24 protein-coding genes are annotated in these 19,186 nt (G+C 72.3%); 9 read left to right on the top strand and 15 right to left on the bottom strand.

The window, feature by feature from the left end; all coding sequences use genetic code 11:
- Nucleotides 1-191 precede the first annotated feature (191 nt).
- The 3 genes from L2I40_RS06220 (at nucleotide 192) to L2I40_RS06230 (ending at nucleotide 3,090) form a co-directional block, all read left to right on the top strand.
- On the top strand, nucleotides 192-1,313 hold the full coding sequence (locus L2I40_RS06220; RefSeq protein ID WP_237214009.1) for an NAD(P)/FAD-dependent oxidoreductase: 1,122 nt from the start codon (nucleotides 192-194) through the stop codon (nucleotides 1,311-1,313).
- Nucleotides 1,310-2,314 (top strand): threonine ammonia-lyase, encoded by a 1,005-nt coding sequence (locus L2I40_RS06225; RefSeq protein ID WP_237214010.1) that lies wholly within the window; start codon nucleotides 1,310-1,312, stop codon nucleotides 2,312-2,314. Before L2I40_RS06220 ends, L2I40_RS06225 begins: the two co-directional genes overlap by 4 nt.
- Before the next feature lie 140 nt (nucleotides 2,315-2,454).
- Nucleotides 2,455-3,090, top strand: coding sequence for a hypothetical protein (locus tag L2I40_RS06230; protein WP_237214011.1), 636 nt, complete (start codon nucleotides 2,455-2,457; stop codon nucleotides 3,088-3,090).
- Here the strand turns inward: L2I40_RS06230 and L2I40_RS06235 are convergent.
- A complete protein-coding gene (locus L2I40_RS06235) occupies nucleotides 3,077-3,694 on the bottom strand; it encodes a TetR family transcriptional regulator (protein ID WP_237214012.1) in 618 nt (205 codons plus the stop codon). The two genes, L2I40_RS06230 and L2I40_RS06235, sit on opposite strands and share 14 nt — an antisense overlap.
- 106 nt (nucleotides 3,695-3,800) lie before the next feature.
- On the opposite strand from L2I40_RS06235, the gene L2I40_RS06240 reads away from it, so the two are divergent.
- Nucleotides 3,801-4,256, top strand: coding sequence for a cupin domain-containing protein (locus tag L2I40_RS06240; protein ID WP_237214013.1), 456 nt, complete (start codon nucleotides 3,801-3,803; stop codon nucleotides 4,254-4,256).
- A gap of 95 nt (nucleotides 4,257-4,351) precedes the next feature.
- On the opposite strand, the gene L2I40_RS06245 is transcribed toward L2I40_RS06240, so the two are convergent.
- Nucleotides 4,352-4,579, bottom strand: coding sequence for a hypothetical protein (locus tag L2I40_RS06245; RefSeq protein ID WP_237214014.1), 228 nt, complete (start codon nucleotides 4,577-4,579; stop codon nucleotides 4,352-4,354).
- 81 nt (nucleotides 4,580-4,660) lie between these two features.
- On the bottom strand, nucleotides 4,661-5,953 hold the full coding sequence (gene aceA, locus L2I40_RS06250; RefSeq protein WP_237214031.1) for an isocitrate lyase: 1,293 nt from the start codon (nucleotides 5,951-5,953) through the stop codon (nucleotides 4,661-4,663).
- Nucleotides 5,954-6,164: 211 nt separating this feature from the next.
- Here aceA and L2I40_RS06255 point away from each other — a divergent pair, with 211 nt between their 5' ends.
- Genes L2I40_RS06255 through motA form a run of 3 tightly spaced genes read left to right on the top strand, consistent with a single transcriptional unit; the run spans nucleotide 6,165 to nucleotide 9,537 of the window.
- A complete protein-coding gene (locus L2I40_RS06255; protein ID WP_237214015.1) occupies nucleotides 6,165-7,568 on the top strand; it encodes a helix-turn-helix domain-containing protein in 1,404 nt (467 codons plus the stop codon).
- Nucleotides 7,569-7,618: 50 nt separating this feature from the next.
- Nucleotides 7,619-8,674 (top strand): flagellar motor protein MotB, encoded by a 1,056-nt coding sequence (locus tag L2I40_RS06260; RefSeq protein ID WP_237214016.1) that lies wholly within the window; start codon nucleotides 7,619-7,621, stop codon nucleotides 8,672-8,674.
- Entirely contained in the window at nucleotides 8,671-9,537 is an 867-nt protein-coding gene (gene motA, locus L2I40_RS06265; protein WP_237214017.1) for a flagellar motor stator protein MotA, read from the top strand. Before L2I40_RS06260 ends, motA begins: the two co-directional genes overlap by 4 nt.
- Here motA and L2I40_RS06270 read toward each other — a convergent pair whose 3' ends face one another.
- Nucleotides 9,538-9,792 carry a DUF6522 family protein gene (locus L2I40_RS06270; RefSeq protein WP_237214018.1) on the bottom strand — a complete coding sequence of 85 codons (255 nt, stop codon included), beginning with the start codon at nucleotides 9,790-9,792 and terminating at the stop codon, nucleotides 9,538-9,540. It lies immediately after the preceding gene.
- Nucleotides 9,793-9,872: 80 nt separating this feature from the next.
- Here L2I40_RS06270 and L2I40_RS06275 point away from each other — a divergent pair, with 80 nt between their 5' ends.
- On the top strand, nucleotides 9,873-10,301 hold the full coding sequence (locus L2I40_RS06275; protein ID WP_237214019.1) for a PaaI family thioesterase: 429 nt from the start codon (nucleotides 9,873-9,875) through the stop codon (nucleotides 10,299-10,301).
- On the opposite strand, the gene L2I40_RS06280 is transcribed toward L2I40_RS06275, so the two are convergent.
- The 3 genes from L2I40_RS06280 to L2I40_RS06290 all read right to left on the bottom strand — a co-directional run bounded on the left by L2I40_RS06280 (nucleotide 10,286) and on the right by L2I40_RS06290 (nucleotide 12,715).
- Nucleotides 10,286-10,879 carry a hypothetical protein gene (locus L2I40_RS06280; RefSeq protein ID WP_237214020.1) on the bottom strand — a complete coding sequence of 198 codons (594 nt, stop codon included), beginning with the start codon at nucleotides 10,877-10,879 and terminating at the stop codon, nucleotides 10,286-10,288. The two genes, L2I40_RS06275 and L2I40_RS06280, sit on opposite strands and share 16 nt — an antisense overlap.
- Nucleotides 10,880-10,921: 42 nt before the next feature.
- Nucleotides 10,922-11,704 carry an enoyl-CoA hydratase/isomerase family protein gene (locus L2I40_RS06285; protein ID WP_237214021.1) on the bottom strand — a complete coding sequence of 261 codons (783 nt, stop codon included), beginning with the start codon at nucleotides 11,702-11,704 and terminating at the stop codon, nucleotides 10,922-10,924.
- A 147-nt stretch (nucleotides 11,705-11,851) separates the two neighbouring features.
- Nucleotides 11,852-12,715 carry an SAM-dependent methyltransferase gene (locus L2I40_RS06290; RefSeq protein WP_237214022.1) on the bottom strand — a complete coding sequence of 288 codons (864 nt, stop codon included), beginning with the start codon at nucleotides 12,713-12,715 and terminating at the stop codon, nucleotides 11,852-11,854.
- A 119-nt stretch (nucleotides 12,716-12,834) separates the two neighbouring features.
- Between L2I40_RS06290 and L2I40_RS06295 the strand changes: the two genes are divergently transcribed.
- Nucleotides 12,835-13,350: a pyridoxamine 5'-phosphate oxidase family protein gene (locus tag L2I40_RS06295; protein WP_237214023.1), complete on the top strand. Its 516-nt coding sequence runs from the start codon at nucleotides 12,835-12,837 to the stop codon at nucleotides 13,348-13,350.
- A gap of 21 nt (nucleotides 13,351-13,371) precedes the next feature.
- On the opposite strand, the gene L2I40_RS06300 is transcribed toward L2I40_RS06295, so the two are convergent.
- From L2I40_RS06300 to L2I40_RS06335, 8 genes are all read right to left on the bottom strand, one after another.
- Entirely contained in the window at nucleotides 13,372-13,911 is a 540-nt protein-coding gene (locus tag L2I40_RS06300; protein WP_237214024.1) for a VOC family protein, read from the bottom strand.
- A gap of 75 nt (nucleotides 13,912-13,986) precedes the next feature.
- Complete coding sequence (locus L2I40_RS06305) at nucleotides 13,987-14,739, bottom strand: potassium channel family protein (RefSeq protein ID WP_237214025.1); 753 nt, start codon at nucleotides 14,737-14,739, stop codon at nucleotides 13,987-13,989.
- Between the two features lie 2 nt (nucleotides 14,740-14,741).
- Complete coding sequence (locus L2I40_RS06310) at nucleotides 14,742-15,797, bottom strand: mandelate racemase/muconate lactonizing enzyme family protein (protein WP_237214026.1); 1,056 nt, start codon at nucleotides 15,795-15,797, stop codon at nucleotides 14,742-14,744.
- Nucleotides 15,797-16,675: a 3-hydroxybutyryl-CoA dehydrogenase gene (locus L2I40_RS06315; protein ID WP_237214027.1), complete on the bottom strand. Its 879-nt coding sequence runs from the start codon at nucleotides 16,673-16,675 to the stop codon at nucleotides 15,797-15,799. The genes L2I40_RS06310 and L2I40_RS06315 overlap by 1 nt, the downstream gene beginning before the upstream one ends.
- Before the next feature lie 84 nt (nucleotides 16,676-16,759).
- A complete protein-coding gene (locus L2I40_RS06320) occupies nucleotides 16,760-17,683 on the bottom strand; it encodes an electron transfer flavoprotein subunit alpha/FixB family protein (protein ID WP_237214028.1) in 924 nt (307 codons plus the stop codon).
- 2 nt (nucleotides 17,684-17,685) lie between these two features.
- On the bottom strand, nucleotides 17,686-18,432 hold the full coding sequence (locus L2I40_RS06325; protein ID WP_237214029.1) for an electron transfer flavoprotein subunit beta/FixA family protein: 747 nt from the start codon (nucleotides 18,430-18,432) through the stop codon (nucleotides 17,686-17,688).
- A 147-nt stretch (nucleotides 18,433-18,579) separates the two neighbouring features.
- Nucleotides 18,580-18,774, bottom strand: coding sequence for a twin transmembrane helix small protein (locus tag L2I40_RS06330; RefSeq protein ID WP_237214030.1), 195 nt, complete (start codon nucleotides 18,772-18,774; stop codon nucleotides 18,580-18,582).
- 51 nt (nucleotides 18,775-18,825) lie between these two features.
- The coding region (locus L2I40_RS06335; protein WP_456305729.1) for a hypothetical protein at nucleotides 18,826-19,186 on the bottom strand (361 nt) is incomplete at its 5' end.

Genomic DNA, 19,186 nt, shown 5'->3' on the forward strand with positions numbered 1-19,186 from the left:
CCCCGCGCGAGCCGCGCCGGCTGCTGCGCCGCGATCCGCCGATCGGCCGCGCGCGGTCCTATACGGTCGGCGCGCCGCTGCCGGAGACGCGCGAGCTGGCGCGGGCGGGCCAAGCCCCGAAGGGCGGCGGGGCCTGACCGACGCGCTGGGCCGATTGACGCCTGCCGCCCCGCGGCGGGACGATGGGCCGCATGGATGTCCAGAGTTTCGACGTGATCGTGGTCGGCGCCGGCATGGCCGGGGCGACCGCGGCGGCCCACCTCGCCGCCACGCATAAGGTGGCGCTGCTCGAGGCGGAGGAGAGCGCGGGCTACCACACCACCGGCCGCTCCGCGGCGATCTGGATCCAGAACTACGGGCCGCGCGACGTGCGGCTGCTCTCGGCCGCCTCGCGCGCCTTCTTCGAGGCGCCGCCCGAGGGCTTCGCACCCGGGCCGATCTTCGCACAGCGGCCGGTCGTGACGCTCGCGCCGGAGGACCAGCGCGCGAAGCTCGACGAGATGATCGCGACCGGCGAGGGGATCGAGCCGATCGCGGTCGAGGCCGTCGCCGCGATGGGGCCGCCGCTGAAGCCCGGCTACGCCGCCGCTGCGGCGATCGAGCGCGACGCCTTCGACATGGACGTCGCGGGGCTGCACCAGGGGTTTCTGCAGATGCTGCGGCGCGCGGGCGGCGTGCTGGCGCTGCGCCACCGCGCGGGTCGCATCGCGCGGCGCGGCGGGATGTGGGAGGCGGAGACGAGCGCGGGCGCTGTCTTCGCCGCGCCGGTGATCGTGGACGCGGCGGGCGCCTGGGGCGACGAGGTGGCGCGGATCGCCGGCGCCGCGCCGCTCGGCCTGCAGCCGAAGCGCCGCACGGCGCTGATCGTCGATCCCGGCGCGCATGACTGCGCCGGCTGGCCGCTGCTCGGCGATGCGGGGCACAGCTGGTACGTACGGCCGGAGGCGCGGCGGAAGCTGATGGTCTCGCCGGCCGACGAGACGGACATGGACCCGCACGACGTGCAGCCCGACGAGCTCGACGTGGCGATCGCGGTGGACCGGATGCAGCAGGCGCTGGATATCCCCGTGCACCGCGTCGAGCACCGCTGGGCGGGGCTGCGCAGCTTCACGCCGGACCGGAGCCTCGCGATCGGCGAGGATCGCGACGTGCCGGGCTTCTTCTGGTTCATCGGCCAGGGCGGCTACGGCATCCAGACCGCGCCGGCCGCCGGCGCGCTGCTGGCCGCGCTGGTCAGGCGCGAGGATCCCGGCGCGCTGGCGCCGGTGGTGCCGTTGGTGGATCCCAACCGCTTCCGGAAGGCTGCCGCATGAGCGGAACTCTGCCCACCCAAGGTCTTCTTGGCGTGCCTTCGCACGACGACGTCCGCGCCGCCGCCGCGCGCATCGCGCCGCATGTCGTGCGCACGCCGATGCTGCGCCACCGGCTGCTGGACGAGATCACCGGCGGCACCATCCTGGTGAAGCCGGAGCCGCTGCAGCGCACCGGCAGCTTCAAGCTGCGCGGCGCGACCAATGCGGCGCTGAAGCTGGATGCGGCACAGCGCGCGGCGGGCGTGGTGACGCATTCCTCCGGCAACCATGGCCAGGCAACGGCCTGCGCGGCGGCGATGCTCGGCATGCCGGCGCTGATCGCGATGCCGTCCGACGCGCCGGCGATCAAGGTCGAGAGCACGAAGCGCTGGGGCGCCGAGGTCACCTTCTTCGACCGCAAGACGACGGACCGGGAGACGCTGGCGGATCGCCTCGCGGCCGAGCGCGGCGGGACGGTGCTGCCGCCCTTCGACCATCCCGATGTCATCGCCGGGCAGGGCACGCTGGCGCTCGAGCTGTTCGAGGATGCGGCGGCGGCGGGGCTGAGCCTCGATGCTCTGGCGGTCTGCACCGGTGGCGGCGGGCTGATCGCGGGCTGCGCCCTGGCGGCGGAGGGCGCCTCGCCCGGCACGCAGGTCTGGGCGGTGGAGCCGGAAGGGTGGGACGACACGAAGCGCAGCCTGGAGGCCGGTGCGCGCATCGCCAATGACGGCGCGGGCGAGACGCTGTGCGACGCACTGCTGTCGATGCGGCCGGGCGCCATCACCTTCGCGGTGAACCAGCCGCGGCTGGCCGGCGGCGTGGTGGTGACACGCGCCGAGGTGTTCCGCGCGATGCGCTTCGCCTTCGAGCATCTGAAGGTGGTGGCGGAGCCGGGCGGCGCGGTGGCGCTGGCCGCCGTGCTGGCCGGCAAGGTGGATGCGAAGGGAAAGACGGTCGGCGTGGTGATCAGCGGCGGCAACGTGGACCCCGCAGTCTTCGCGGAGGCGCTGCGCGCCTGAGCGGCCCGCACCGGTTCCGCCTGCGGCGACGCTGCTCTCGGAGTCACAATTCTAGAGCAGCTTATGCCCGATCGGCGGAACCGCGGAGCGGTTCCACTCGATCGGGCGCTGCTCTAGGATCCTCACGGAATCGTGAGGGGATGGCGATGCGGGGTCTGGTGCTGGGAGCCCTGTTGCTTGGGATGGCGACGCCGGCGACCGCGCAGCAGATTCGTGACCGCACCTGGCATGGCACCGCCTATGTCGCCTACTGGACCACCAATCGCCTGGCCGACATCCCGGGGCGTATCATCAACGGCGACCTCGAGACGGAGGATTCCTACTTCGCCTCGGCGATCGCGAACCGTGTCCTGGTGCGCGGCATCCGCACCGGCTGGCCGGTGATCGGGCGCATCCTGGACGGCAGCTCGATCGAGGTGGAAGGCCAGTTCGGGGTGCATTTCGGCATCCAGCGCAATCCGGAGGCGACGCTGTCCCTGGTCTGGCGCTCGCCGGAGTTGGCGCTGGGCGCGACCGGGCCGCGGGTGAACTTCGCGGCGGTGCAGGGCCTGTCCTACGCCTTCGGGACGCCGCGGCTCGAGGAGCAGATCAACGACCCGGATCCGCAGCGGCTGCTGAACTACCTAGCCTTCGAGCTTGAGTTCTCGCACCCCGACCTGCCGGGCGTGTCGCTGGTGCCGCGCATCCACCACCGCTCCGGCGCCTTCGGCACCTTCGCGCCCGAGGGCAGCGGCTCGAACATGGTGGGCCTGGGGCTGCGCTTCACCCTGCGCTGACGTCGCCTCGGGACGGTGGGGCGGGGAGCATGCTGTCGAGGATGGCCTCCGCCGCGAGCAGCGAGACGCGTTCGGCCTCCTCCTCGCCGAGCTGGCAGACGTCGCGGAGCGCCAGGTAGGCCTCCAGCCCGGTCGCACCGGCAAGGGCGTTGACCAGCGCGTCGAAGGCCTCGGCCGACATCCGGTCGCGCACCGGTTCCAGCGCCAGCTCGTACATCGGCAGGCGCCGGCCGCCGCGAAGCATCGGCGCGCCCCCCTGCGCCGACGCCTCGAGCGCCTTGGCGAGGAAGATGCGGAAGCTACGCTCATTGCGGCGCACCGCCTCGGCCAGATGGCGATGGACGCGCCGCACCCTGTCCCGCACGTCCCGCGCGTCGCCCACCACCTCGGCCGGGCTGGCGACGCTGGCGTCGAGCGCAGCCTCCATCGCGAGCGCATCCGGCGCCGTGAAGTAGCGATAGGCGGTCGCCTTGGAGATGCCCGCCTCGGCGGCCGCGGCGATGACCGTGACCGGCTCTCCGCGCGCCATCAGGCGCCGCGCCGCGGCCAGCAAGGCCTGGCGGGTGCGCAGCTTCTGCCCTGCCCGGCCGGTGTCGAGACGCAACGGACCCCCTTCACGATACACTTGTCTCATGACGAGACATGCGTCTTATATACGGCCTGAGAGCGCCGTCCGGAAGTGGGCCGGCGACAGCCGGAGGAGCACACCCATGCCTGACCCGAACCCGAGCTACGCACTGTTCGGCAACGTCCTCACCTTCCTGGCGCGCCCTTCGGCGGGCGCACCCTTCCTGGTGTCGGAATGCCGCTCGGCCCCGGGCGCCGGCGCCCCGCCGAACCGTCATGCCGGGGACGACGAGGCCTTCTACGTCCTCTCGGGCCGCTACGAGTTCAGCGTGGATGGGGAGACCCGGCTCGTCGGCCCCGGCGACTGCGTCGCGATCCCGAACGGCGCTGCGCACGCCTTCCGCAATCCGGGCCCGGAGCCGGCCTCGATGCTGATCGTGAACGGCCCTGGCCGGCAGCACGAAGACTTCTTTTCGACGCTTGGCCAGGCTGTGGCGCCCGGCACTGTCGTGGACGCGCCGCCGGGCCCGCCGCCCGAGGACGTGCTTGCCGGGCTGCGTCGCCTTTCGGCGGCGTGCGGGGTTGAGTTGCTGGTCTGACGGCGATTCGAGACGGCGCTTCCCTGTTCCGAATGACGAAGCGGCGCCGGGGATGACCCCGGCGCCGCGATGCGCCATCCCTTGGCTGCCCGGGCTCAGCCGTGGAAGCGGCGCGAGCTGTGCTGGCTGGCCCAGTCATGCGTGTGGACCAGGCCGTCGTCGTGGCCGTCATCCTGCGGCACCGACATCGCGTCGGCGATCTCCGGCGCGTGGACGCGGCGGTTCTCGTTCGCCGGACGCAGCAGCATGCCCACGGAGGGCGGCGGCTCGGTGGCCCAGCCATGCGAGTGGACAAGGCCGTCGTCATGCATGTCGTCGTTCATGTTCGTGCTTCCCGGTCGTTCCTGCGGTTTCGGGGACCGGCGCGCCAGGCGGCGCGCCGGGTGGTCTGCGGGGCCGTGCGCCTAGTGCGCGTGCGCCGGCGCCTTCTCGTGCTGCTCGCCGCGCGCCTCCGGCGCGACGAACTGCGCGGCTTCCGTGGAGGTCGCGAGCGCGGTGGTGGAGGCGTTGCCGCCTGACGCAGCCGTTGCAACGGCGTCGAAGTAGCCGACGCCGACCTCGCGCTGGTGGCGCACGGCGGTGAAGCCGTTGGCCTCCTCGGCGAATTCCGCCTGCTGAAGCTCCGAATACGCGCCCATGCCACGCTCGGCGTAGCCGCGCGCCAGCCTGAACATCGAGAGGTTCAGGCTGTGGAAGCCGGCCAGTGTGACGAACTGGAACTTGTAGCCCATCGCGCCGATCTCGCGCTGGAACCTCGCCGCCGCCTCGACGCCCATCTTGCGCTGCCAGTTGAAGGACGGGCTGCAGTTGTAGGCGAGCATCTTGCCGGGGAACTCGCGGTGGATGGCTTCCGCGAAGTCGCGCGCATCCTGCAGGTCGGGATCCGACGTCTCCCACCACAGCAGGTCGGCATAGGGCGCATAGGCCAGGCTGCGCGCGATCGCGTATTGCTTGCCCATGCCGGGCTTGATGCGGAAGAAGCCTTCGGGCGTACGCTCGCCGGTCAGGAAGGGGCGGTCGCGCTCGTCGATGTCGGCGGTCAGCAGCTGCGCGGATTCCGCGTCGGTGCGGCAGAGCAGCACGGTCGGCACGCCCTCCACGTCGGCGGCGAGCCGCGCGGCGTTCAGGGTGCGGATGTGCTGCTGGATCGGCACCAGCACCTTGCCGCCGAGATGGCCGCACTTCTTCTCGGAACTCAGCTGGTCCTCGAAATGCACGCCGGCGGCGCCGGCCTCGATCATGTGGCGCATCAGCTCGTAGGCGTTGAGCGCGCCGCCGAAGCCGGCCTCCGCGTCGGCGATGATCGGCGCCATGTAGTGGGTGGCGTCGCCCTTCCCTTCCTGCACGGCGATCTGGTCGCAGCGGCGCAGCGCGTTGTTGATGCGGCGCACGACGTTGGGGACGCTGTCCACGGGATAGAGCGACTGGTCGGGATACATCTCGCCGCCGGTGTTGGCGTCGGCGGCCACCTGCCAGCCGGAGAGGTAGATCGCCTTCAGCCCGGCCTTCACCTGCTGCACCGCCTGCATGCCGGTCAGCGCGCCGAGCGTATTCACGAAGGGCTCGGTCTTGAGCAGCTGCCACAGGCGCCGCGCGCCCATGTCGGCCAGCGTGTGCTGGATGCGGAACGATCCGGCGAGCTTCGCGACGTCGGCGGGGGTGTAGTCGCGGCGGATGCCGTCGAAGCGGCCCGGCATGGGCTGGCCGCCAAACCCGGCGCCGCCGTCGGGCGCGAAGACCGGGGACGTGATGCTGCGTGTCATCTGGGCTCCTTGCCGCGCCCTTGCTGCGCGGTGCCCGTCAATAATTCACATTGCGCTGCCGAAGTTCAGCGGGAATCCTAGGTGGCCGCGGCAAGCCTGTGACGATGTTCACAGACACAGGGCCCGGTTTTGTAAAGGACACCACATGGCCCGTCCGCTGATCGGCCGCACCGTCCGCCGCCTCCGCATGGAGCGCGGGCTCACCCAGCAGGCGCTGGCGGCGCGGCTCGGCATCTCGGCCAGCTACCTGAACCTGATCGAGCACGACCAGCGCGCCGTCACGGCGAGCCTGCTGATCAAGCTCGGCGAGCATCTCTCGGTGGATCTCGCCTCGCTGTCCGGCAATCGGGAACGCCAGATGGAGGCCGGGCTGCGCGAGGTCCTGTCAGACCCGCTGCTCGGCCTCGACGAGGTGCCGGAGCAGGAGGTGGCGACGCTTGCCGCCTCCGCCCCCAATGCGGCGCGGGCGATGCTGGCGCTGTATCGCGCCTGGCGCGTCGCGAAGGAGGACGCGTCCGGCATCGCGCTGCCGACCGGCCGGCGCATCCTGCTGCCGACGGAGGAATCGCGCGACTTCTTCCACGAGCACGCGAACCACTTCCCGGCGCTGGAGGCGGTGGCGGAGCGGATCGGCGCGGAGCTGCGCGCAAGCCCGGCGGAGATGAACCACGCGATCGCCGAGCGGCTGCGCCGCACGCATGGCGTGACCGTCGCGGTCGGCGCGCTGCCGGGTGCACTGCGGCGCTACGACCCGCAGCTGAAGCGGCTCGACCTGTCGGAATCGCTGCCGCGCGAATCCCGCGGCTTCCAGATGGCGTTCCAATTGATGCTGCTCGAGGCGCGGGAGGCGGTGGAGGCGGTGGTCGCGCCGGCCGCGCCCTCGACGCCCGAGGCGGCGGCGATCATCCGGCTCGGCCTGCTGAACTACGCCGCCGCGGCGCTGCTGATGCCCTATGTCGCCTTCCTGAACGCCGCGCGGGAGTTGCGGCACGAGGTGGAGGCGCTGGCGGCGCGCTTCGGCGTCAGCTTCGAGCAGGCGGCGCACCGGCTTTCGACGCTGCAGCGTGACGGGGCGCGCGGCGTGCCGTTCTTCTTCCTGCGCGTCGATCCGGCCGGCAACGTGGACAAGCGCTTCTCGGCCGCCGGCTTCCCATTCGCGCGCTTCGGCGGGTCCTGCCCGAAATGGATCGTGCACCGCGCCTTCTCGCACCCCGGCGAGACGCAGGTGCAGGTGGCGCAGCTGCCCGACGGCGCCACCTTCCTGACCTTCGCCCGCGCCCTCGCCGCGCCCACCACGCGCTGGGGGGAGCCGGCGCCGGTGCAGGTCGTGGCGATGGGCTGCGACATCGCGCGCGCCGACGAGGTCGTCTATGCGGACGGGCTCGAGCTCGGTCGCGCGGCGGTCGGCATCGGCCTGTCCTGCCGGCTCTGCGACAGGCCGGATTGCCGCAGCCGCGCCTTCCCGCCGCTCGAGCACCGGCTGAAGCTCGACCCGAACGAGGACAGCGCCGCACCCTGGCGGTTCGAGGTCGCGAAGCCGCGCGCGTAAGGCCGCCTTAACCGGCGCCGCGGCATCACGCGGCGCGGAGAGCGGGCAGGATGGCGCGGCGGAACGGCGCGACGATCGTCGTGCGGAAGATCGAGGAAGGTGGCCACGGGCACCATGGCGGGGCCTGGAAGGTGGCCTATGCCGACTTCGTCACGGCGATGATGGCGTTCTTCCTGCTCATGTGGCTGCTGAACGCCACGACCGAGGAGCAGCGCCAGGGCATCGCCGACTACTTCGCGCCGAGCCACGTGCTCGGCCGCGGCCAGTCCGGCACGGGCGAGCCCTTCGGCGGACGCACGCCGCACAGCTCGGAGCCGATGAACCAGGATGCGGGCGCGATCACGGTCCAGCGCGGGCCGCGTCCGGTGCTGCCCGACGTGGAGGTGGAGGACGATACGGTGCCCGCCCGCCCCGTGCCGCTGCGCAGCGGGCCCGAGGGCGAGGACGAGGAGGCCGAGCCGCGCCGCGTCCGCATCGCGCGCGCCGACGCCCCGCCCGGCGAGCAGGACCCGCAGATGGTCCGCAGCGACAGCCCGGACATGCCGGGTACGGTGGCAGAGGCCCGGCCGCCCTCCGACCTGCGGCAGGTCTCGGACGCCGCGCTGCGCGCCGAGCACCAGCGCCGCGAGCGCGAAGCCTTCGAGCAGGCGGCGGAGGAGATCCGGCGCGCCGTCGCCGCCGACCCCGCGCTCGCCGACCTCGGCCGGCAATTGTTGATCGAGCAGGCGCCGGAAGGGCTGCGCATCCAGCTTCTCGACGCCGACCGGCAGCCGATGTTCGCGCTGGGCGGCGCGATGCCGAACGACCGGGCGCGGGCGCTGATCGCGCGCGTCGCACAGGTGGCCGCGCGGCTGCCCAACCCGGTGGTCGTCGCCGGCCACACCGACGCGACGCCCTTCCGCGGCGCCGAGAGGTCGAACTGGGACCTCTCGGCGGACCGCGCCAACGCCACGCGGCGCCTGCTGGCCGAGGCCGGCCTGCCGGAGGCGCGGATCCGGTCCGTCGCGGGCTATGCCGACCGCCAGCTCCTGCTCGCCGACCAGCCGGCGGCCGCGGCGAACCGGCGCGTCGCGATCACGCTGATCCGGACGCCGCCCGCGCCATGACCGCGATTGCCGGCTTCGGCTTCGTCCTGGCGATGGTGTTCGGCGGCTACCTCATCGCCGGCGGCAAGTTCGGCATCATCCTCGCCGCCCTGCCGTTCGAACTGATGATGATCGGCGGCGCAGCCATCGGCGCCTTCGTCATGGCGAACTCGATCCACGACGTGAAGCACACGGCGGCGGGATTCCGGAAGATCCTGAAGGGGTCGCGCTACCACAAGCAGGACTACGTCGAGATCCTGTCGCTGCTCTACTGGTTCGTGCGCCTGGCGCAGCAGAAGGGTGCGATGGCGCTGGAGGCGCATATCGAGCGGCCGTCCGACTCCGCCGCCTTCCGCAAGTTCCCGAAGATCGCCGCCGACGCGCAGACGGTCGCGCTGATCTGCGACTACCTGCGGATGATCGGCATGAACGCCGACGACCCGCACCAGATCGAGGACGTGATGGCGCGGGAGCTGAAGAAGCTGCGGGAGGAGGAGCTGCACCCGTCCCATGCGCTGCAGTCGGTTGCCGACGCGCTGCCTGCCCTCGGCATCGTCGCCGCCGTGCTCGGCGTCATCAAGACGATGGGCTCCATCGACCAGCCGCCGGCGGTGCTCGGCAGGATGATCGGTGGCGCGCTGGTCGGCACCTTCCTTGGCGTGCTGCTCGCCTATGGGCTGATGGGCCCGCTGGCGGCGCGGCTCAAGGGCGTGGTGGAGGAGGAGGCGAAGTACCTGGAAGTGATCCGCGCCGTGCTCGTCGCGCATCTGCACGGCAACGCGCCGCAGGTGGCGGTGGAGACCGGCCGCAAGATGGCGCCGAGCCATTCCATGCCGAGCTTCCAGGAGCTGGAGGAGCAGTTGCAGGCGCTGCAGATCGCCTGATCAGGCGACGGACAGCACCTGTCCCGTTGCTGCGTCCACGACCAGCACGCGCTGCGCCGCACGGCGGCGGAGCGTCAGGCGGAGCCGGCCGGCATCCTCGCCCTCGCCGCGCTCCACCACCGAATAGACGACCCCGGCGCGCAGATCCGCGAGGAAGGCGTCGAGCGGCACGCCGAGCAGGGCGGCGGCCTGGTCCGCCGTCAGGGCGACGTCGCCCCTGGCGTCGATCTCCACGCGGTCGGGTGCATCGGGCATGCGGTGCAGATGCGGGCGCGCGGCGCGGCGATCAAGCCGCCGGCTTGACCGCGCGCTGCGGTGGCGGCACGCGTCCGGCCATGACCACGCCGCTCGACCCGCATCCCGCCCCGTTCCACGATCTGCTCGGCCTCGAGTTGATCGAGTGGCGCGACGGCCTCGCCCGCGTCGCCTGCGAGACCGACGCGCGGCACGCCAACCGCTCCGGCATCACGCATGGCGGCGTGATGCTGTCGCTGATCGACCAGGCGGCGGCCTATGCGGGATTGTGGTGCAGCGTGCCGGGCAACATCCGGCGCGCGGTGACGCTCGACCTCGATTGCCGTTTCACCGGCCAGGTGGCGGGCGGGCGGCTGGTGGCGGAGGGGCGGGTGGTGACGCGTGGCCGCAACATCTTCTTCTGCCGCACGGAGGTGTTCGATGCGGCGGGCACGCTGGTCGCCTTCGGCGCCTCCACGCATCGGTGGCGCGCGGGGAGCGAGACGGTGGAAGGTCAGCCGCCGAGCTGAGCCGGCTCCACCCGCAGGCCGTTCGCGGCGGCGTCGCGCCAGAGTGCGCGGCAGACCGCCAGGATCTGCGCCGCGGCCTGCGGCGGCAGGCGGGTCCGCTCCCAGCCCTCCGGCACCGGCGGGATCAGCGCCCCGGCGGCGGCCGGCCATAGCCGCGCGCCGAGCGTCGCCACGACCTCCACATCGCCGGTGGAGAAGCCCAAAGCCGCGTGCTCGATCTCCTCCGCGTCGGTGCCAAGGGCGGCGCGCAGCGTCTGGATGATCGGCGCCAGTGTGCTGCGCGGAATCCCCTGCCGGCTGCGCAGCCAGGTCTCCGGCGTGACGAGGGCGACTTCCAGCGGCAGGACGAGCAGCCGCCCGAACCGCAGCGGGCGGGGCGGGCGCAATTCCGCGATGCGCGGCCTGATGCCGGCCAGCAGGTGGTCCACCCCGGCGCGGGACGACAGGCCGTCCACCACGCCGACCACGCGGCGCAGCTCGCTGTCGCTTGCCTCCGCGAGCGCCGCGGTGAGATGGGTGGACAGGGCGCCCTGCGAGCCGATGGCCGACAACGCGCGAAGCACGGGATCCTTCGACATGCGGCAAGTGTGCGCCGCGATGGTGAAGAAGCGGTTAGCGCCTTAGCGCGCGCGCCAGACGGGCTTGCGCTTCTCGAGGAAGGCGCGCGTCGCCTCTCGGAAGTCCTCGGTGTAGGCGAAGTCGGTGTTGGCGGCGAGCTCGTCGGCGGTGATCGGCAGCGGGCCGCGCAGCTTCTGCAGCGCCGCCTTGTGGAAGCGGTTCGACAGCGGCGCGCCCTGCGCGATGCGCTTCGCCATCGCCATGGCCTCCGCGATCACCTCCTCGTCCGGCACGAGGCGCGAGAGCAGGCCCTTATGGTAGGCTTCCTCGCCGGTGAAGACGCGGCCTTCCACCAGCAGCTCCATCGCCACCCAGTAGCCGATCGACTGCAACAGCACGTCGAGCTCGCCATAGGGGTAGAAGAGGCTGAGGTTGCGCGCCGGGATGCCCATGCGCGTGCCGGGGCCGCCGACACGGAAATCCGCCATCGTCGCGATGCCGCAGCCGCCGCCCATGGTCCAGCCGCGGCAGGCGGCGACGACCGGATGGCGGCAGCGGCGGATCGACTGGAAGGAGCGCGAGAGCTCGCGGCCGTAGACCGCCTCGCGCTCCGGCGTGCCGCGCTCATGCTCGAAGGCGGCGATGTCGGCGCCGGCGGAGAGCGCTTCCTCCCCCGCGCCGCGTACCACGACGCAGCGGAGGTCGTCGTCGGCCGAGGCCGCCTCCATCGCCTCGGCCAGCGCGATCCACATCGGCAGGTCGAGCGCGTTGCGCTTGGTGGGGCGGTCGATGGTGACGACGGCGATCTCGCCGTCGCGCTCGGTGCGGATCATGGGGTGCGGCATCGGACCTCTCGTGCGCGGCTTGCTGGCGCAAGCCGCCCTCAATCGCCGGCGCTTCGCTTGGCTCCGCCGCACTGGCGGCGGGCCGCATTCGCGGCCTCGGCCAGCTGCGCTGGCCGCCATCGGAACACTCGTCGGCTCCGCGCCGGCTTAGCGCTCATGCCGGCAGAAGGCCAGCACCCGGTAGTGGACATGGCCATCCATCTGCAGCGTCTCCAGGATGCGGCCGCCGATCTCGGCCTCGCGCCGGACGCCGAGGCCGAGCAGCCGCGGCAGCCGGGCGCGGCGTTCGAGGTCGGCGATGACGGGGCCGAGCTCCGCCATGCCGCGGACCTGCAGCAGCGGGTTGAGGTCGCGCTCCGCGACGAGGTCGAGACCGGCGGCGCGCGCGGCCGCGATCCAGCCCTCGCGCGTCGGCGCCACGGGGCAGCGCCAGAAGCGGCGGAAGCGCGCCAGGCGATCCGCAGCCTCCAGCGGCAGCCGCTCCTCCGGCATGTCGTCCACCACGACCAGATGGCCGCCGGGCGCGAGGGTGGCGGACAGCGCGGCGACGGTGCGCGCCGGGTCGGCGCTGTGGATCAGGCTCTCGATGCCGTAGACGAGGTCGTGCGGGCCGGCCGGCGGCGCGTCGTAGGAGCGCACCTCGATCCGCACGCGGCCGGCAAGGCCGCGCGCCGCGACCTCCGCCATGCCGCGCGCGGCCTGCACTGGCGACAGCGTCAGCCCGGTCCAGTCGCCGCCGAGGCGCGGCGCCAGGTCGAGCATCGTTGCGCCGTAGCCGCAGCCGGCATCCAGCACGCGTGGCGCCGCGGGCAGTTCCAGGCCCTCCAGCATCAGGCGGTGGATGACCAGCGGCGAGGGCTCGCCGCCCTCCGGGTCGGCCAGGGCGCGGTGGACCGGGATGGCGCCGTGCCCGGCCTCGCCGCGGCGCTCGTGGAACCAGGAGAGGCCGTCGAGCCAGCGATAGTAGCGCGCGACGCGGCGCGCCTGGCGGTCCGAGGCAGAGAGGCTCATGCCGCCCAGATGGCAGATCGCGCGCCGCGCGCAACCCATGCGTTCGCGGATAGGCCCGCGGCGGGCGGAACCGCCCGCACGTCGCGCCGTTCGGCCCGGCGAGAGCGAGGAGGAGCGGCATGGTGGAGACGCGGACGGACGCGCAGGCGCGCGACAAGGTGTGGGAGCTGATCCGCGAGATCCAGGTCGCGATGCTCGTCACGCTGGACGAGCGCGGGCGGATGCGCGGGCGGCCGATGCGCGCGGTGAAGCTGAAGGACTTCTCCGGCACGCTGTGGTTCTTCACCGGCCGGCCGAGCCCGAAGACGGACGAGATCCGGCAGGACGAGCGCGTGCTGCTCGCCTATGCCGACCCGAATGACCAGAACTACGTCGCGGTGTCGGGCACGGCGACGGTGGTGCGTGACGTGGCTAAGCAGAAGGAGCTGTGGTCGGAGCCGCTGCGGACCTGGTTCCCCGGCGGGCCGGAGGACCCGAAGGCGGCGCTGCTGAAGGTCGAGGTCGAGGGCGCGGAATACTGGGACGCCCCGTCCAGCGCCTTCGTCCACCTCTATGGCTACGTGAAGGCGGTGACGACCGGCGAGCCGCCGCAGGCGGGCGAGAACGACAAGGTGGCGTTCAGGCGCGGGGCGTGACGGCGGACGAAGAGAGGGCAGCTACGGCGGCGCGATCCGAGTCGCCTCGTGGCTGAACCTCGCGATCTCTTCGCGTGGAATCCCGATGTCGAGCGCTGCCAGCCGCTCCGGTGCGATGTCCAGCGTCTCGGCGTTGATCTCGACCGTATGTCGGTCGGGGTCGAGGATGTAGATCTGCGGGAAGCCCGCTCCCTGGTGCGGGAGGTTCGGGCTGACCCGCATGTCCTTGAAGTCGTCGGGATGCCCCACGCGGTAGCCCTTCGTCGTCAGGACCTCCAGGGCCTTCGCGAAGCTTCGGACGCGCAGTGCGACATGCACGTCGCGCGCGTCGAGCTTCTTGTTCGTGCGGTATGTCGGCGGCGACGCCCTGCCCGGGTCGGACACGATGAGGTGCAACTGGCCGGACCCGAGCTGATACCAGGCGCCGGGGAAGCTCTTCGGCCCCGCCTCGAACGGTCCTGGCCGGGGAACCTCGATCAGGCCCAGGACGCCGGCGTAGAATTCCCTTGAGCGCGCCAGGTTCTCCACCGGCAGGCTGACGTGGTGCAGCTCTGGTCCCATCGCGGCCTCCGTCGGAGCAGGACCGGCAGTTGTTCCGCGAGGATATCTGTCCTCTGCCCGTCCCGCAAAGGGCCGCTAATCGTCGTCGGGGATGTTGAGCAGCGCGCCGCAGGCCTTGCAGTGGACGGCGTCGGGCTCATGGCGGCCGAGGCCACAGGCGTGGCAGCGGAAGCGCACCTTGGCGGGGCGGAACATCGCCTGGGCGAGGCGCAGGAACAGAGTCACGCCGGCCAGCATGATGATGACGGAGATCAGCCGGCCGGAGGTGCCGGGCAGGGTGATGTCGCCGAAGCCGGTCGTGGTCAGCGCGGTGACGGTGAAGTAGAGCGCGTCGGCGAAGTTCGCGATGTCAGGGTTCGACGCCTGCTGCGTCGCATGCACGATGCCGGTCATCACGACGATGAAGACGAGCAGGTCGGCCGCCGCGACGAAGGCGTCCTGGTTGCGTCGGAACAGCGGCAGGTCGTGGCGCAGATGTGCGACGAGCCGCGCGGAGCGCAGCAGCCGCACCGTCCGCAGCGCGCGCAGGAATCCCCAGCCGGGGAAGAAGGGCGCGAGCAGGAAGGCGAGCACCGAGAGCACGTCGGCGATCCCCGCCGGATGCAGCAGCTCCCTCCGGGCGGAGGGCGAGTTCCGGAGCCGGATCGCAAGCTCGGCGGCGAGCACGAGACCGAAGGCGATGTCCACCGCGAAGACGACCGGATGCTCGGGCAGGAAGGATTCCAGGATCACCCAGCCGAGCGCGGCGAGGTCGAGGCCGAGCAGCGCATAGGCCGAGGCGCGGCTGTGCCCGCCCGCCAGCCCCTGCGCGTCCTGCAGCCGCTGCATCGTCAGGCCGCCAGCGCGAAGCCGAGGCCGGGCAGGTCGGGCACCGCCAGCCGCCCGCGTTCGAAGGCCGGATGCGCGGCGAAACGGTCGCGCAGCGCGGCATGCGCGCCATGGACCTCGAGCATGCCGCCATGCGGATGGCCGGCCATGGCGGGCAGGTTCGCTGCCTCGAAGCCGCCGGCGCCGGTCACCGGCACGCCATGCGCCTCGGCCAGCGCGAGGATGCGGAGCATGGCCGTGAGGCCGCCACAGAAGGCCGCGTTGGGCTGGAGGATGTCGAGCGCGCCGGCCGCCAGCGCGTCGCGGAACCAGGCGGGCGACTGCATCATCTGGCCTGCCGCGAGCGGGATCGGGATGGCGCGGCGCAGCGCGGCGAGCGAGGCGACGTCGTTGTCGCGCACCGGCTCCTCGAAGAAGGCGATGTCGCAATCGGCGACGAGATGCGCGAGGCGCTTCGCCTGATCGACGGTGAAGCCGCAGTTGGCGTCGAGCATCAGCGCCGCGTCGCCGATGGCGCGGCGCACGGCCCGCACACGCGCCGCGTCCTCCGCGATCGGGCGGCCGCCGACCAGCACCTTCACGCCCGCGAAGCCATCCGCCAGCGCGGTCTCGCAGGCGGCGACCAGCTCGGCCTCGGTGAAGGCGGGCAGGCCGGCGGTGGCATAGGCCGGCACGGCGTCGCGCGCGCCGCCGACCAGCCGCGCGACGGGCTGGCCGAGCGCCTTGCCCTTGAGGTCCCAGAGCGCAAGGTCGAAGGCGGAGAGCGCGGAGACCACCGCGCCCGCCGCGCCGCGCGGCGCCAATTGGCGCAGGATGCGCGTGCGCAGCGCCTCATGCGCCATCGCGTCCTGGCCGGTGGCGAGGTCCGCGATCTCGCGGTTGAGCAGCGCGGCGACGCTGTCGGCTAGGAAGCGGCCGGTCACGCCCTCGCCCGCCAGCCCGTCTTCCGTCGTCACGCGGAGCCGGACGAAGGTCAGGCTCTCGCGCCCCGCATAGGCATCCGCCGCGCGCGCCGGCTTCAGGTGCTCGACCGCCGCCGCGACAGCCGAGATGCGCATCAGCGCGTCGGCTTCGGCGGCGTCGAGGCGTAGTCGTAGAAGCCCTTGCCCGACTTGCGGCCGAGCCAGCCGGCCTCGACGTATTTCCGCAGCAGCGGATTGGGCCGGTACTTGGAATCGCCGAGGCCCTGATGCAGCACCTCGAGCACCGCGAGGCAGGTGTCGAGGCCGATGAAGTCCGCCAGCTCCAGCGGCCCCATCGGATGGTTGCAGCCGAGCTTCATGCCGGCGTCGATCGAGGCGATGTCGCCCACGCCTTCCTGCAGCGCGAAGCAGGCCTCGTTGATCATCGGCAGCAGGATGCGGTTGACGATGAAGGCCGGGTAGTCGGCGGCGAAGGCCACCGTCTTGCCCATGCGCTCCGCCAGCGCGGCCACGGCGGCGACCGTCGCGTCCTCGGTGGCGAGGCCGCGGATCACCTCGACCAGCTTCATCATCGGCACGGGATTGAAGAAGTGCATGCCGACGAAGCGGCCGGGCCGGTCGGTGGCGGCGGCGAGCCGCGTGATCGGGATGGAGGAGGTGTTGGTGGCGACGATCGCGTCGGCGCGCAGATGCGGCGTGAGCGCCGCGAAGATCTTCTGCTTGATGTCCTCGCGCTCGGTCGCGGCCTCGATCACCAGGTCGCAATCCTTGAAGGCGGCGTAGTCGGTGCTGGTCGCGATGCGCGCCAGCGCCGCGTCCTTGTCGGCTGCGGCGAGCGTGCCCTTCTGCACCTGGCGGTCCATGTTCTTCGTGATGGTCGCGACCGCCTTGGCCAGCGCGGCCTCCGCCACGTCGAGCATCACCACGGTCAGGCCCGCCTGCGCCGCGACATGGGCGATGCCGTTGCCCATCTGGCCGGCGCCGATCACGCCGAGCTTCTGGATATTCGCCATGTTGCCGTGCCCTCCAACGAAAAGCGCCGGGGCTGCCCTCCTCGGGCCGCCGCCGGCGCGAACACCCAGCCGCCGCGGCGGCCTCTACTTCTTGCCGAGCTCGGCCTCGAGCTCGGGGATCACCTTGAACACGTCGCCGACCAGGCCGTAGTCGGCGACCTGGAAGATCGGCGCCTCCTCGTCCTTGTTCACGGCGACGATCACCTTGCTGTCCTTCATGCCGGCGAGGTGCTGGATCGCGCCGGAGATGCCGAAGGCGATGTAGAGCTCGGGCGCCACGATCTTGCCGGTCTGGCCGACCTGCATGTCGTTCGGCGCATAGCCCGCATCCACCGCGGCGCGCGACGCGCCGATGGCGGCACCCAGCTTGTCCGCCACACCTTCCAGGATCTTGAAGTTGTCCGCCGAGCCCATCGCGCGGCCGCCCGAGACGACGATGCGCGCCGCGGTCAGCTCCGGCCGCTCGAGCTTGGCGATCTCGGCGCCGACGAAGCTCGACACGCCCGGATCCTCGGCCGCCGGCGCGGGCTCGATGGCGGCGCTACCGCCCTCGGCCGCGACGGGGTCGAAGGAGGCGGCGCGCACCGTCATCACCTTCGTGGCGTCGGAGGTCTTCACGGTCGCCAGCGCGTTGCCGGCATAGATGAAGCGGCGGAAGGTGTCGGCGCCCTCCACCCCGGCGACGTCGCTGATCACCTGCACGTCGAGCAGCGCCGCGACGCGCGGCATGATGTTCTTGCCCATCGCCGAGCCCGGCGCGAGCAGGTGCGTGTAGCCAGGCGCGAGCGCGACGAGCAGCGCGGCCGCGGGCTCGGCCAGCGCATGGTCGTTGCCGGCGGCGACGAGGACCTTGGCGACGCCCGGCAGCTTGGCCGCGGCTTCGGCACCGTCCTGCCCGAGGACGAGGACATGCACCTCGCCGCCGATCTGCTGGGCGGCGGCGACGGCGCTGCGCGTCGGCTGGGAAACGGCGGCGCCGGCGCGGTCGGCGAGAACGAGAATCGTCATCGTCAGATCACCTTCGCCTCGGTGCGGAGCTTCTCGACCAGCTCCTGCACGCTGCCCACCTTCACGCCGGCCTGGCGCTTCGGCGGCTCCTCCACCTTCAGCACGGTCAGGCGCGGCGCCGGGTCCACGCCGAGATCGGCCGGCTTCACCGTCTCGATCGGCTTCTTGCGCGCCTTCATGATGTTCGGCAGCGAGGCATAGCGCGGCTCGTTCAGCCGCAGGTCGGCGGTGACGATGGCCGGCAGCTTGAGTGCCACCGTCTCGAGCCCGCCATCGACCTCGCGCGTGACCTTGATGCCGTCGGCGACCTCGACCTTGGAGGCGAAGGTGCCCTGCGGCCAGCCGAGCAGCGCGGCCAGCATCTGGCCGGTGGCGTTCATGTCGTCGTCGATCGCCTGCTTGCCCATCAGCACGAGCTGCGGCGATTCCTTGGCGACGAGCGCCTTCAGCATCTTGGCGACCGCAAGCGGTTCGACGATGCCGTCATGCTCGACCAGGATGCCGCGGTCGGCGCCCATGGCGAGCGCGGTGCGGATCTGCTCCTGCGCCGCCGCCGGGCCGATGGAGACGGCGACGATCTCGGTCGCGGTCCCCTTCTCCTTCAGCCGCACGGCTTCCTCGACGGCGATCTCGTCGAAGGGGTTCATCGACATCTTGACGTTCGCCGTCTCGACGCCGGTGCCGTCCGCCTTCACGCGGACCTTCACGTTGTAGTCCACCACCCGCTTGACGGGGACGAGGATCTTCATCGGTTGCCGGATCCTTGGGGCTTCAGTCGCGGCCGCCTGCCGGGAAGGCCCGGGGCCGGCCGCGCCGGCCGCGCATGCGGCTGCGAAACGGCGCGGACCATAGTGGCCGCGCCAGGGGCGGGCAAGTTGGGGGGCGGCGCGCCGTCATCACCCCCGCACGAGCAGCAGCAGCAGGAAGAGCAGGATCGTGACGAACTGCAGCGCCACGCGCCAGCGCATCAGGGCGTTGGACCGCGCGCCGCCGGCCTGCTCGTTGCGCACCAGGCCGAGCATGCCGGCGAACATCACGCCGAGTGTGGCCAGCATCGAGACCGCGAGCAGGATCGTCAGGACCGTCGTCATGCGCCCAACATGGCAGCCCGGCGGAAGGGGGCAAGCCGGGGCCGGGACGGGTCAGCGCCGCGGGGCGGTGGCGATGGCCCAGGCCCCGGCCAGGGCGGCGGCGGCGCAGAGCAGGAACCCCGCCGCATAGCCGCCGGTCAGTCCGACCAGGGCGCTGAAGGCCGGCGGCGCGACCAGCATCGTGACCGCGAAGGCGAAGGAGAGCGCAGCCGTGGCGCCGCCGACCTGGCCCGCCGGGGCGATCCGCGCGGTCTCGGCCAGCATCACGCCGTTCCAGCCGACCGCGGTCGCACCCATGACGATGGCGGCCAGCACGACCAGCGCCCCCGGCCAGCCCGGCCCCGCCGCCGCCATGGCCAGCCCGGCGAGCGCCGCGCCCACCCCGCAGGCGATCAGCGGGCCGCTGATCGGA

It is taken from the genome of Falsiroseomonas oryziterrae (assembly GCF_021864505.1).
In the GTDB taxonomy this organism is placed as follows: domain Bacteria; phylum Pseudomonadota; class Alphaproteobacteria; order Acetobacterales; family Acetobacteraceae; genus Falsiroseomonas; species Falsiroseomonas oryziterrae.